At 29.5% G+C, this 14,068-nt stretch carries 12 protein-coding genes and 1 riboswitch; of the genes, 9 read left to right on the top strand and 3 right to left on the bottom strand.

The features are described from left to right. Positions 1–107 precede the first annotated feature (107 nt). From FAY47_RS14285 to FAY47_RS14270, 4 genes are all read left to right on the top strand, one after another. Complete coding sequence (locus FAY47_RS14285; protein ID WP_143317583.1) at positions 108–1,163, top strand: galactose ABC transporter substrate-binding protein; 1,056 nt, start codon at positions 108–110, stop codon at positions 1,161–1,163. Between the two features lie 289 nt (positions 1,164–1,452). Beyond that, positions 1,453–2,145: a thioesterase domain-containing protein gene (locus tag FAY47_RS14280; RefSeq protein WP_143317582.1), complete on the top strand. Its 693-nt coding sequence runs from the start codon at positions 1,453–1,455 to the stop codon at positions 2,143–2,145. Positions 2,146–2,435: 290 nt separating this feature from the next. Then, positions 2,436–3,995, top strand: a complete 1,560-nt coding sequence (gene cloSI / locus FAY47_RS14275; protein WP_143317581.1) for a clostripain — start codon at positions 2,436–2,438, stop codon at positions 3,993–3,995. Between the two features lie 180 nt (positions 3,996–4,175). Further along, a complete protein-coding gene (locus FAY47_RS14270; protein ID WP_143317580.1) occupies positions 4,176–5,006 on the top strand; it encodes a pentapeptide repeat-containing protein in 831 nt (276 codons plus the stop codon). 36 nt (positions 5,007–5,042) lie between these two features. Here FAY47_RS14270 and FAY47_RS14265 read toward each other — a convergent pair whose 3' ends face one another. After that, positions 5,043–6,332, bottom strand: a complete 1,290-nt coding sequence (locus FAY47_RS14265) for a lipase (protein WP_143317579.1) — start codon at positions 6,330–6,332, stop codon at positions 5,043–5,045. A 182-nt stretch (positions 6,333–6,514) separates the two neighbouring features. On the opposite strand from FAY47_RS14265, the gene FAY47_RS14260 reads away from it, so the two are divergent. From FAY47_RS14260 to thiM, 3 genes are all read left to right on the top strand, one after another. Continuing rightward, positions 6,515–7,006, top strand: a complete 492-nt coding sequence (locus FAY47_RS14260) for a PH domain-containing protein (RefSeq protein WP_143317578.1) — start codon at positions 6,515–6,517, stop codon at positions 7,004–7,006. Further along, entirely contained in the window at positions 6,996–8,447 is a 1,452-nt protein-coding gene (locus tag FAY47_RS14255; protein WP_143317577.1) for a PH domain-containing protein, read from the top strand. The genes FAY47_RS14260 and FAY47_RS14255 overlap by 11 nt, the downstream gene beginning before the upstream one ends. 53 nt (positions 8,448–8,500) lie before the next feature. After that, positions 8,501–8,610, top strand: a riboswitch (TPP riboswitch). Between the two features lie 132 nt (positions 8,611–8,742). Next, positions 8,743–9,582, top strand: a complete 840-nt coding sequence (gene thiM, locus FAY47_RS14250; protein ID WP_143317576.1) for a hydroxyethylthiazole kinase — start codon at positions 8,743–8,745, stop codon at positions 9,580–9,582. A 138-nt stretch (positions 9,583–9,720) separates the two neighbouring features. Here thiM and FAY47_RS14245 read toward each other — a convergent pair whose 3' ends face one another. Beyond that, entirely contained in the window at positions 9,721–10,626 is a 906-nt protein-coding gene (locus FAY47_RS14245) for a DUF2225 domain-containing protein (protein WP_143317575.1), read from the bottom strand. A 423-nt stretch (positions 10,627–11,049) separates the two neighbouring features. Here FAY47_RS14245 and FAY47_RS14240 point away from each other — a divergent pair, with 423 nt between their 5' ends. Beyond that, positions 11,050–11,598 (top strand): GNAT family protein, encoded by a 549-nt coding sequence (locus FAY47_RS14240; protein WP_143317574.1) that lies wholly within the window; start codon positions 11,050–11,052, stop codon positions 11,596–11,598. Positions 11,599–11,836: 238 nt separating this feature from the next. On the opposite strand, the gene mntR is transcribed toward FAY47_RS14240, so the two are convergent. Then, positions 11,837–12,307 (bottom strand): transcriptional regulator MntR, encoded by a 471-nt coding sequence (mntR, locus tag FAY47_RS14235; RefSeq protein ID WP_143317573.1) that lies wholly within the window; start codon positions 12,305–12,307, stop codon positions 11,837–11,839. 191 nt (positions 12,308–12,498) lie between these two features. Here mntR and FAY47_RS14230 point away from each other — a divergent pair, with 191 nt between their 5' ends. Next, positions 12,499–13,794, top strand: a complete 1,296-nt coding sequence (locus FAY47_RS14230) for an Nramp family divalent metal transporter (RefSeq protein ID WP_143317572.1) — start codon at positions 12,499–12,501, stop codon at positions 13,792–13,794. Positions 13,795–14,068: the final 274 nt, after the last annotated feature.

Here is a 14,068-nt window from a genome sequence, read left to right as displayed (position 1 = left end):
TAAAGGACTTACTAAAGTTAAGTAAGTCCTTTTTTAGTGTTGTATAAATTATTCTATTTGAAAGGATAATAAAGTTATTGAAGATAATTAAAAATATGGAGGATGAAATGAAAAAGATAAAAGGAATAATAGTAGTTTTTATATTTGTATTTACCATTAGTACTATGTTACAAGATTGCGGTGAAAAAGTTTTTACAGCCGTTTCAGGGAAGAGAGGACCGATCAAAGTAGCCGCATTTTTATATGATTTTAATGATGACCTTATTTCTGCTATACGTAAAAATTTAGAAGACATTCAAAAAGAAAATAATAACAAGGTAGAATATGTGTTTTATGACAGTAAGTCAGATGAATCTATACAAAATCAAAATATCGATAAGGTCTTAAATGAAGGAACTGATCTTATATTGTTAAACTTAGTTAATAGAAATAATGCACAAGCTATTATAAATAAAATTAAAGATACCAATATTCCTGTGCTTTTATTTAACAGAGAGCCTACTACGCCGGTTCCTATGCAATCGTATAATAGATCGTTATTTATAGGAACAGACCCTAAACAAGCTGGTACATTACAAGGAAAGATGCTTATAGATGCTTGGAATTCTAGTAAGGAGTTTATCGATAAGAATAAAAACAATAAAATGGAGTATGTCATGTTGCAAGGTGAAAGAGATAATATAGAAGCAATTGAAAGGACTAGATATTCGGTTTCTACAATTGAGGGGGCAGGAATTAATACACAAAGACTTGCAATTGAAGTCTGTAACTGGCGTGAGGATTTGGCTTATGAGGCTATAAAAAAGTTACTTTCAATACATGGTAATGAAATAGAAGTAATAATTGCAAATGATGATACCATGGCTATAGGAGCGATAAAAGCATTACAAGAATTTGGATATAATAAAGGAGACAAAACAAAAACAGTACTGGTAGTAGGTGTTGATATAACGCCTATGGCTAAAGAGCTTATAGAAAAAGGAGATATGTTAGGGTCGGTGTCTCAGAATCCTAGAGAATATGCGGAAGCTTTATATAATTGCGGATTAAACCTAGTAAATAAAAGAAATCCCATATATGGAACTAGATATCAGCTAGATGAAACTGGAGTAGCAGTTCGAATTCCTCAAATAGAGTATATGTATAAAAATATATTTTCTTAATTTAGAATGTACAGGTTAATAGTTAATCTGTATATTTTTTATGGGAAGAAATAAGATTAACTATAAGTTAAATTAGGGAATGTTGCTAGGTTTTAATAAAAAATATAATTAATGATGTTGAAATGACAGATATATAATTATATACTAATAATTGGAAGAAGAAACCTGTATGATGTAGTACTTTTATACAGAAAATATTAAATTTGATGGATAAGTAAATTGGACAGAGCAAGAAAACAACAGAGAACAAATGAGTTAGTTAAATATAAAGAATTTGGGAGATGAGAATATGAAGTTATTTTGTTTACCTTATGCTGGCGGAGCTTCAACCATTTATTACAAGTGGAAAAAAATTATTGATCCTAGAATTGAGATAAGAGCAATTGAATTAAAGGGAAGAGGATCAAGATATGGAGAAAATTTATATAATGATTTAAGTGAAGCTGTGGAAGATATATATAAAATTATCAAGGAAGAAATAACTAATGATGATTATAGTATTTTTGGACATAGCATGGGAAGCATATTATCTTTTGAACTATATCATAAAATAATTGGAGAGGGGATGCCTAGACCAAAGTGGATGTTCTTTTCGGGACATAGAGCACCTGATTTTATAAAAGAAAATAAAATATATAAATTACCAGATAAGCAGTTTGTGAATAAGGTAGTAGAGTTTGGAGGGACTCCTAATGAAGTGGTAGAAAATAAAGAATTGATGGATTTGGTTTTACCTATACTTAAAAGTGATTTTAGAATGCTAGAAGAATACATATGTGCAAAGAAAGAAAGACTTATAGAATGTAATGTAGCAGTTCTATTTGGAAAACAGGATAAAATTACTTTAGATGAATTAAAGGGGTGGGGGAAATTTGTTAATAAAGAAATAAATTTTTATCCTTTTGAAGGAGATCACTTTTTTATAAATCATGAGTATGAAAAAATAATAGGGATAATTGAGGAGAAATTGTTAAGAAAGTGAAGCTCAATATAAATAGGCTTTAGGGATAGTTAAAGAATAATAGAAGGTAGTAAACATTATAAAGTTTTCTGCCTTTTTATTATATAAAAGTTTAGGCAGAATTATTGAAAAAAGAATAAAAACACTATTTGATTATTAAATATTCAAGGAATAAAATAAAAGTTTAATGAGTTATTAGAAAATGCTTTGCAAATATAAAATATATGTAATATAATAAATTCAATACAATAAGATTCCATAAATGGGATAATGTTTTAATGCTTTTGTAAAAAATTTAAGGAGATGGGATTATGATTAATAAAAGAGTTACTTTACTTATATCTATTGTATTTTTAGCTACATCGTTATTAGGGGTTATGCCTGCAAAGGCTATTAATAGTGCTAATGAAAATACTATTAAGTCAGTAGTTGATAAAGATGGCACAGGGAAAAAGCTAACAGTTATGGTTTATAGTGACGGTGATAATAATTTAGAAGGAAGTTTGTTGGGCGATATTCAGCAAATGAAAGAGGGATATGTAAACAATCCTAATTTGAATTTAATTGTTTTAGTAGATAGAACACCGGGTTATTCTGCAGACAAAAGTGTACTTGGGCAAAATTTTACCGATACAAGAATGTATAAGATAGAAAGTAATAAGGCTATTAGAATTAGTGGAGGAGATCAGTTCCCTGAAATAACTAAAACTAGTCGTTATGAAGCAAATATGGGAGATGGTAATACATTAAAGAAATTCATAAACTCTTGTAAAGCAAACTATCCAGCAGATAAATATGCACTTGTTATTTCTAATCATGGTGGTGGAGCAAGAGATAAGAATGAAGGAAAAAAAGTTAAAAATCCGAAGGCGGTATGTTGGGATGATACAAATGGTGGTGATTGTTTATATACAGCTGAAGTGACAGATAAATTGACTAACAGAGAATCTGTAGATGTATTAGCATATGATGCTTGTTTAATGGGAACAGCAGAAGTTGCATATCAATATAGGCCAGGGAATGGTGGATTCCAAGCTAACATTATGGTAGCATCAGCACCAGTAGTTTGGGGAGATGGATATGATTATAAAGAGATATTTAGCAGACTTAGAGCAGGTGGAGGAAATAATGGACAAGTTGATTCAACGGTAGGTGGAAAAGAATTATACTATGATCCTTCCGAAGTAACAGATACTGAGCTTGGAGAAATAATGGTTGAAGCGCAAAGAGATTCAGTTAATGCAGCTGGAGATACTAGTCAAGTATTAAGTTGTTTCGATCTTAATAAGATAGAAAATGTAAAAAGTTCTGTAGATAAGTTATCTAGAGCTTTATGGAGTGAAAAGGATAAAGCTTTTATAGAGAAACTTAGAGGAACTGGCAGCGAGACATCCTTGCTACACTATTTTGATACAAGAAGTAGTGAAGAATGGTTAGATTATCCTTACTTTGATTTATATGATTTATGCAAAAGAATAAGTACAAGCAGTGGCTTTAGTGCAAATGTTAAAGCTTTAGCTAAAGGCGTAATGACAAATGTAGATGATTTGATTGTTTATTCATATGGTGGATCAGATTTTTCAGGTTTTACTGAAGGTAAAAGTGGATTAAGTATTTTTTTACCAGATGGAGGCAAAATATATAGAGATAATTATTCAGGGACAAGCTATACAGGGTGGCAAGCTCAAAGATGGTATAATTCAGTAGATACATCTAAATATCAGTCGGATTTCCTTTATGGGAAGTTAAGTTGGTGCAAAGATGGACAAACTCCTAAGATTAATGATGTAGGGAATTGGTTTGAACTTCTTGATTCTTGGTTTGATAGCTCAAATGGTAGCGATGGTGGAGTAAACTGGTATCAATGGTAAACTAATTACAAATGAGCCTTGACTAATTTGTTAGTCAAGGTTTTTTTGTGTCAAGCTTTGACCCATGTACAGAAAATTTGTTTCATATATAATGACAGTTTAACAGGAAGCTTTTGATAAATCTGTGATATAATCTATATATTAAATTAATTATGGATAAATAATATGGAGTGAAAAAATATGATATATGAAGATTTGAAGGCGGATTGTAAAAAATGTTTTGGTTTTTGCTGCGTAGCATTATATTTCTCGTCGACAGAAGGATTTCCTGAGAACAAAGATGCTGGGTATCCGTGCACAAATTTAGAAGATGATTTTAAATGTTCCATTCATAAAAAGTTGACACAAAATGGATTAAAGGGATGTACCGCTTACGACTGCTTTGGGGCAGGACAAAAAGTTGCTCAGGTTACATATAGTAAAAAAGATTGGAGAAGAAATTCAGATAAGTCAAAGGAAATGTTTGATGTATTTTTAATTATGAGGCAACTTTATGAGATGATATGGTATCTTACAGAAGCATTTAGAATACAAACGGATAGTACAATGAAAGAAAAAATAAATATAGCAATAGATAAGACAAGAAACCTTACGAATCTAGATGCTGAATCTCTCATAAAACTTGATTTAGTTGTATATAGAAATAATATAAATAGGTTACTTTTAGAGACTAGTGAAAGCATAAGAAGTAAATTCCCCAAAGGACAAAAAAACAATTTGAAAGGAAGAAAAAAAATAGCAGGAAGGTTAGATCTTATTGGTGTAAACCTTAGAAAAGTCAAATTAGCAGGAGAAGATTTAAGCGGAGCATTAGTTATAGCAGCTGATCTTAGAGGAGTGGATTTAAGTGGGACGGATCTTATTGGAGCAGATCTTAGAGATGCAGATATAAGAGGTGCAAATTTAAAGAATAGCATATATATTACTCAAATTCAGATTAATGGAGCTAGGGGAGACTCTAATACTAAACTACCTATATCTCTTGTTTATCCTGATCATTGGGATAAATAATAAAAATAGCTGAGGCATTAGCTTCAGCTATTTTTATTATTTAGGTAGACTTGTTAACATTTTTGCAAGAGTAGAATATTCACTTTTTAATTTATTATCACATTTATATAGACCAACTATATCAATATGATCTGTAGATTGTCTTGTGCCAAGATAATTCCATGTACCTTTCTCGGGAATTCCATTGTATGGAGTTATCTTATCCTTTGACCCCTCATGAGGACCTTCTGCAGATAAAACACTTACTAAGCCATCATTTGCCCACCAGTTGTTAGTAATTTGAACTTCCCCAGGATTATTAGAAATACAAGATCCTATATATTGTGACGATGGGATAAATAATGGATTCATATTTATATCAGGAACTTGATGATTTGTTAATGAGTCTTTATGAGTATCTTGACAAGATAATGAGAAGTAATAAACATCATCTTGTGCAGAAACCCAAGAATTTAATTCTTTGGATCCTTCAGGGGTTAGTTCCCATAGACTGAAGTCTTTTGTTTTATTCCATAAGCTACTGTTTGATACTCTTTCTTTATAGTCTTTAAAGGATTCATTTGTTTTTTTGTGAAGGCCCCATTGATCTAATCTGTAATCAAAGCAAGGATTATCAGAATTAATAACACCAACTTGAGAGCCAAGGCGTGCTACAAACTGTTGAACATTTGGTAAAAATGTAGATGTTTCTCGTGCAGTTGGACTTCCATCATGTGGTGTGGAAAGAGTTGTTACACTGCTTATCCATGACTTTCCACCACTAAATAGTTCAGAAAGATTATTTTGTGGTGTAGATAATTCATCTGTGCTTCCTTTTTCTAATAATTGAGTAATAAGTCTAGCAGTTTGTCCCCCCATACTGTGTCCAATTAAATGAATCTTTTTTATAGATCCATCATTAGATTTACTACCGATTTCTGGATAAACACCAGGATAAGTCCTTCCATAACGAGCATGTCCGTATTTTTTGGAATGAGCCTCACCATAGTCGACAGTACCACCTTTTAAATAAGCATATAGTTCACAAGCTCTATCCCAGTTACTTGTGATGGAACCAATGGTTGGAGTAAAAACTGTGTAGCCCTCGTTAGTTAGGTGATCTTTTAAACTAGAAAAACCACCCCAATAATTAAGACCAAACAATTCTGTATTTCCCCAGCCCATAAGCCCGTGAACCATGACAATAGGATATTTATTGCTTGATGAAGTATTAGATAGCTTATCCATTTCTTTATTTGCTAAGGTATAGATATTAGGAGAAGTGCCTAAAAATATACCTAGACTTAACAGTAAAGTAATTAATATTTTATTTTTAGCCTTTAACATGTATTGAAAACCTCCTTTTTACTTTAACATACAGAATTATACAACTTAAGAAATAAAATGTAAATAACAGGGGGGAAATACAAAAAAATGATTATGAGATTTTATGGTGAACTATTCAAAAACTTGAAAATTAACAATTTATATCATATAATGTGGTTATATTTACTTCTTAAGGAGGCATTATGAAAGGTAATAAGTTAAATACCAATGCGGTAAAGTCTTGGTTTATATCTAGAGCAATAGTAACAGCTATAATTTCAGTTATACTAATAGGAGGAGATTATTTCCTTATAGCAAGATTACAAATACTTGAAGGGAATCCAAGTGTATATGCAAATGTAGCAATAGCAATAATAATATTTCTAATGTTATTAAATACAATATTATATCCAAGGTTGGAGTACAAGCAGTGGCGTTATAGAATAAGTGAAGATAAGATAGAATTTTCAGAGGGAATATATTGGATTAGAACTGTTGTAATTCCTATAGTAAGAGTTCAACATATGAAGATTAATCAGGGACCAATAAATAGAAAGTTCAAACTTGCAGATCTTCAAATATATACTGCAGGAGGAAGCTATAAAATCCCTAATATTGAGATGGCTAAGGCAGAAGAAATAAGTAATTTCTTAAAGGATAAAGTTAAGGAAAAGGTGACAGAAAATGATAGATAATCCTACTAGAAATCACTGGATTATTATAGTTTACGATATAATTAATTCAATAAAAAATTTTTGGGTTTTACTTATACTAATGCTATCTTATAGAGAGAAATATTTATTTATTGGAATAGCAGTAGTTTTAGTTGGTATAATAGCTGTGGCTATAAAAAAATGGCTTAATACTGAGTTTTATCTTAATGACAATATGTTAGTTTATAAAACTGGCATATTTGAGAGATCAAAGCAAGAAATTCCTTTTAGCAAGATAAATACTATAGATATAGGGAAAACTTTGCTTGATAGGATTTTTGATATTTGTACAGTTAAAATAGACAGTGGAAGTGCAGTTGAAAAAAAATCAGAGTTTAAGATAAAGTTACAGTATGTCTTAGCTGAAAATCTAAGAGATAATATATTAAAGGGCAAAAATAATATAAATATTGAAAAGTTTGAAGAAAATAAAAAAGGAGAACCTATTGAAAGGATCATTACTATAAAAGAAATTATAATATATGCAGTTACAAAAAGTAAATTGGGTTGGGCTATAGGAGGTTGTTTTGCTTTATTTAATTTTACAGATAATGTTAAAGGTTTTGTTAAAACATCTGTAGTTAAAGATCTAAGTCAATCTATTAATATTAGTGATTCGTTTTTAGAAAATAGGACTAGTCTCATAATTATAATAATATGTATGATTGTAATAGCTTATATCATTGTAATTCTATTATCAATTATATATGAAATAGTTAAGTTATATCAATTTTCTATAAAGGTACAAAATAAAAACTTTAGTATAAGTTATGGAATGTTTAGCAAAAAAGAGTATTCCATACCTATAGAAAAGATACATGCATTAAAATATAAACAAGGTATGCTGCAACAATTACTAGGAATATATACCTTGGAGGTTATTACTATAGGTTATGGAGATGAGAGGAATGAGAAAGCAATATTGTATCCTATAGCAAATGATAAATTTAATAAAGAGTTTTTAGGAAAGATATTACCTGAAATGATTTTCTTAGGAAAGGTAAATAAACCACCTAAAAGTAGTATAAAAAGATTTATTTTTCTAAGAGTGATAACTACTTTAATAATATTAATACTTCTATATTTTATTATTAAAGCTATACCTAGTGAATTAAAATTAGGGATTATAGTTATTATAACTTTAATTAATATATTACTTGGATATTTTAATTACAAGAATACATCTTTAGGGGTGACGAAAAAAATAATACTGGCTAGTAGTGGTAGTCTAACAAAGACAACAACTCTTATTAAGCAAAGTAGTATTCAATCTATAGAGAAAACTGAAAATCCATTTCAGAGAAAAGATAAAGTTTGTGATTATAAGATAGATATATATTCAAATAATTTAGCTGAAGCTGTTGAGGTTAGACACATGAGCGAAGAGCTTGATGGTATATTATATAAAAACTTGATTATATAATAATTACTTGAATACAATAAAAGGTTATGTTATTCTAAATTAGAAAAATGTGTAATTAACACAGGGGGGGCTGGATTGGCTAGCTGAGATTGAGAACCTTAATTCTTTGACCCTAAAACCTGAACTGGATAATGCCAGCGTAGGAAGTTGTTTATTTAAATTTATTAACACAGTAGTTTAAACACAAATCCTATAGGTTTGTGTTTTTTTGCATTTAGTAGGTTCAAGAGATGAAAAAAAGTATTAGCTATTTTACAGGTGTTATTTATATATTAACTTGGAGGTGGATCAATAAATGGAAATTAACAAAATAGTTTCAGAATCATTAAGTGCAGTAAGGGAAAAGAATCCTTTAGTACATCATATAACAAACTATGTAACAGTTAATGATTGTGCAAATATTACTTTAGCAATAGGTGGGTCACCAGTTATGGCAGATGATATTAATGAAGTTTATGATATGGTATCCCTTGCTTCATCTTTTGTAATAAATATTGGAACTTTAAATAGTAGAACTGTAGAAGCTATGATTAAGGGTGGGAAAAGGGCTAATGAATTAAATATTCCAGTTATTTTAGATCCTGTTGGTGCAGGAGCAACGCCTTATAGAACAGAAGTAGCTAAAAGAATATTGGAAGAAATAAGAATATCAGTTATAAGAGGTAATTTGTCGGAAATAAAAACTCTTTATGGTGTGAAAACAAAAACTAAGGGAGTAGATTCAGGTGATGTAATAGATGAAAATGCTGATGAGTTTACAAAAGCAAAGAAGATTTCAAAGGATTTTGCAAAAAAGCTAAATACAGTAGTTGTAATTACTGGAGCAGTAGATATTATTACTGATGGAAATAACTTATATAGTGTTTATAATGGACAAAAGATTATGTCTAAAATCACTGGTACAGGTTGTATGTGTACATCACTTATTGGTTCATACTTAGGGGCAACAGAAAATGTTCTTGTTGCAGCTTTATCAGGAATTGTGTCTATGGGAATTGCTGGTGAAATAGCTTATGAAAATTTAGATAAAAGTAATGAAGGCACAGGAACATTAAAAGTAAGAATAATAGATGCTATTTTTAACTTGAATGAAAAAGTAATAATAGATAGAGGTAAAATAATGAATGAAGGATAGTAGAGATTATAAACTTTATTTGGTGACGGAAAGAATGTAGCTAATTATATATTAAATAAACCTTCAGCATAGGAAAAGCAATATCATCTTATTAGATATTGCTTTATATTTGAGAAAATTCGTGATAAATATGGTTAATTATTTTTGCATAAAGAACTTTGAAAATAAACCTTGCTTTTCATTAATACTTACTTTGTCAGCTGAGGTGTTTTTAATGGTACTTTTATCAGTACTTTTCATATTTTCCAAAGTTTCTTTAATTAAATTTTTTTGGTCTACAGCTAAATCTTTTAATTTTCTGTCTATACCTGGAGATGTAATTACTTCTCCTAAATATCTTAGAGATTCTTCATAATGACCTAGTTGTCTATCTAATTCACCTATCAAGTAAAGAATTTTGAATTTATCCATACCATATATAGGAAAACCTTCGTTTAAATAGGCATCTTTCAGGCCTATTAAAGCTTGTTCTCTAAATAGTAGTTCATTATTTTCGTCTCCAAGTTCTCTATATAACCATGCAAGTTTTAAGCAATTTATAGCTTTTTTGCTAGATTTAGAATTTATTATTGAAAGATTAAGTAAGGATAATTTGTATCTTTCAATTGCTATATTTATATCGTATATATCAGGATATTTTTTTCCTTTCCAATTTGGTGTGATTTTTTTTACTATACTTTCTTTTTCATAGCTTTTTATTTTAAGAAAATCAGCTTTCATAGATGCGTATCCGCATACATTACATAGCCATACGTCATAGAAGTATGGATTTATAAGACTATATTCTATATAGAAATCACTCTTCTTTTCTTTTATTCTATAAGCATTTGTCTTAACAGTACGAGCTGTAAATTCATTACTACATACTGGGCAAGTTACTTTCCTATCATACAGGTATGAACTTTCATCTGTGGTTTCAATTTCTTTTTTTTGTATATTATCATTATTTTTTTTTGTTTCTTTGATTTCGTAGATATTTACATCTTTTATATTTTTAAAACCCAGTTCTTCCAATCCTGAAAAAATATCTGAACCCTTATCCATAATAATTATATTCCCCTTTATCTCTGTTAAACATTTGAAGGTTATATATACTTATATTAAAAAGTAGAGCTTATGCAGTTTTCACTCTAATAAATTTAGCAAGTATTAATCTAATTCAAATGTTTTGTATTTTATCGTTTGCCTAATAATTATAACATAATTTACAAGAAAAATAATATCATAAAGTATCTACATTATAGGAAAATATGTTAAATATAAAATCGCTTTTGATAATAATTAATGTCGATTTTCAATACGCAGGAACTTAGTGGGTGAAATAAAGCGCAAAAAAGAATCTACAGCAAACATTTAGTTAATGGATTGCTATGTTCTATATAAATTATTACATAAGATGGATTATATAGTGTAATATGAAAATAGGAAAAGTTAAGGAAATAAAGTTTTATAGAGAGGATGGGAAAAATGGATAATAAAATTAAGTTTGTAGAATTTCCGGTGATAGAAACGGATAGATTGAAACTAAGATTAATTACAAAAAAAGACTCGAGGGATTTGTTTTCAATACTTTCATCAGAAGAAGTAATGGAATATTATGGTGCTTATCCAATGAGAGATATTTCACAAGCAGAAGTATTAATTGAAAAGTTTAAGACTTCTTTTGAAATGAGTAATGGAGTTAGATGGGGTATAGAGATAAAAGGTACCAATAAAATTATTGGAACTTGTGGATTTCATAACTGGAATAAAAAGCATTATAGAGCGGAAATTGGATATGAACTTAATGATGGATTTTGGAGACAAGGATATGGGGAAGAAGCAGTGTTGGCGGCAATTAAATACGGTTTTAATGAAATGAATTTAGTAAGAATAGAAGCAGTTGTATATCCTGAAAATATAGCATCAGAAAATATGCTCAAGAAGATGTGCTTTGCTTATGAAGGACTTTTAAGAAAGTATGCGTTTTTTAGAGATAAATATCAAGACTTGAATATGTTTTCTATAGTAAAATGAATTACAAGAAAGTATAGGGACAATTGAAAATAACTATAAAAATGTAGATGTAATTAAAGGCAGATGATAAATATGGTAACAAGGGAATGTAGAAAGAGGATACATTATGACAAAAATAAATGATACGGTACATAGGAATGATAATAACCTCAAAATTAGCCATAATTTTTGGATGACTATCTTTATGGTGATATTTTAATAATTAAAGTAGATTGAGTATATCAAGAAGATGTTCAATCTACTTTAATTTTTTTCTATAAGATTTAAATTCATCAGCTATATTGGGATTTGTTTTTATAAACTCTATAAAATCTTGAAAGCATTTAGTTGTCTGTTTACTTATTGTATGCTCGATTTGTTCAGTTTGATTTAATATGTCAGATTCTGGAATGTCAAGGATTCTTAAAAAATCTTCAATAACATTATGACGGTTAAGAAGCAATTTGCCGAGTTTTTTACCGTTTTCTTCCAGGACAAGTACTCCGTATTTTTCATATTTTAAAAGCTTTAACTGTGCAAGTTTTTGAACCATTTTTGTTGCAGAAGGAGGTTGAACATTAAGTGTAGCAGAAAGATCATGAATCCTTGTAAATCCTGTTTTAAAAGATAATCTATATATCATTTCAAGGTAATCTTCCATAGAAGCAGTTAGAGAATTGTTTTCTTTTTTCATATATTCAGTAAAAGTGTAAAAGTCGTTTTCATTCATATTTTCACCAACATTTTGAGAGAAGCTCTTAATTAATTATATGCCGGAAAAATTTAAAATTGCATACTGTAACATTTATAAAAATAATTCATATTTTATATTATAATTTGAATTTAGTCTAAACTAACAAAGTTAACTAGTTATAACAGTTTTATACATAAGAAATTAAACTAGGAAAGGTAAGTAATTTTATGGATTACAAAAGAAATATAGCAGAAACTAGAGATATATTGAGATGCCGAAAAGAAGTGATTGGAAAATCAAACAGGTTTAATAAGGTTAAAGAATTGTTTAAATTTTTGGGACCAGCTTTTGTCATTAGCGTGGCATATATAGATCCAGGTAATATTGCTACTAATATTAGTGGAGGATCAAAGTTTAATTATACACTTATCTGGGTTATTTTATTTAGTAACTTAATGGCCATATTTTTGCAAACTATGTCAGCGAAGATTGGTATAGCTACAGGCAAAAGTATTCCAGAAATGTGTGCTAATATATTTGATAAGAAGTTAAATTGGTTGTTTTGGATTGTTGCTGAAATAGGTGCTATGGCTACAGATTTAGCAGAGTTTCTTGGTGGAACATTAGGATTAAACCTATTGTTTGGAATCCCTATGATATATTCAGGTATTATAATAGGTGTAATTACATTTGTAATTTGTTACATGGAAAAGTATGGACAAAAGACCGTTGAAATAATAATAACAGTTCTTGTTTTAATAATATGTGTTGCATATACAATAGAAATATTTCTCGCAAAACCAGATTTATTACAAGTTGGCATTCATACAATAGTTCCTTCCTTGCCTAACGGTGAGTCTGTGTTTATTGCCGTAGGAATGCTTGGTGCAACAGTCATGCCTCATGTAATATATTTACATTCTCAACTTGTTAAGCATAGATGTGTAGATTGTTCAGATGAAGGGAAAGAAAAACATTTAAAGCTTGAAAAGATAGATATATCCATAGCCATGAATATTGCTTTTGTGGTAAATGCAGCGATGGTTATAGTAGCAGCTTCTGTATTTTATAGAAATGGGATAGTTGTTGATTCTGTGGAAGAAGCACATAAATCTCTTGAGCCTTTATTGGGATCATTATCAAGTGGGGCTTTTGGAATAGCATTACTTGCATCAGGGTTATCATCTTCCGCAGTTGGAACACTAGCTGGACAAACTATAATGAAAGGGTTTGTTAATTTAAGCATACCTGTCAATGTAAGAAGAGTAATAACTATGCTGCCAGCTTTAGTTGTTATAGCTTTTGGAGTAAATCCTATGAATGTTTTAGTTTTAAGTCAGGTTGCGCTTAGTTTTATATTACCATTTCCTATCATTCAAATGTTATGTATTGCTGAACGTAAAGATATAATGGGAGCCTTAGTTAATAAAATATCTGTAAGGATTTTAGGTGTTGCAATAGCTATGGTTATAATAGTGTTAAATGGGGTTCTTCTGTATCTGTCATTTACAGGTAAGAGCTAGAATACTGAGGATTTATGATTACATGATAGAAAAACAATGAATAATTTAAATATTCATTGTTTTTTTGATATTTTATATATGAATTTTAGAGAGTTAGTAGAAAATGAAAATAATATTTCAAAAGATGTTGACATATGTTGAATGGGGTGATAATATAATAAAGTCGCTTGGGTAGACAAGCAAAGGTGATCTTTGAAAATTGAACAGATATAAAATAAGTTAAAAACCAGCAATTCTTTTAGAGTAAGTTTTTTGAGTAGATTAAACTTTTTAT

The organism is Clostridium sp. HBUAS56017 (assembly GCF_007115085.1).
Taxonomy (GTDB): Bacteria; Bacillota; Clostridia; order Clostridiales; family Clostridiaceae; genus Clostridium; species Clostridium cibarium.
Note: the sequence above shows the minus strand (reverse complement) of the source record. Positions and strands in the feature narration are given on the sequence as shown.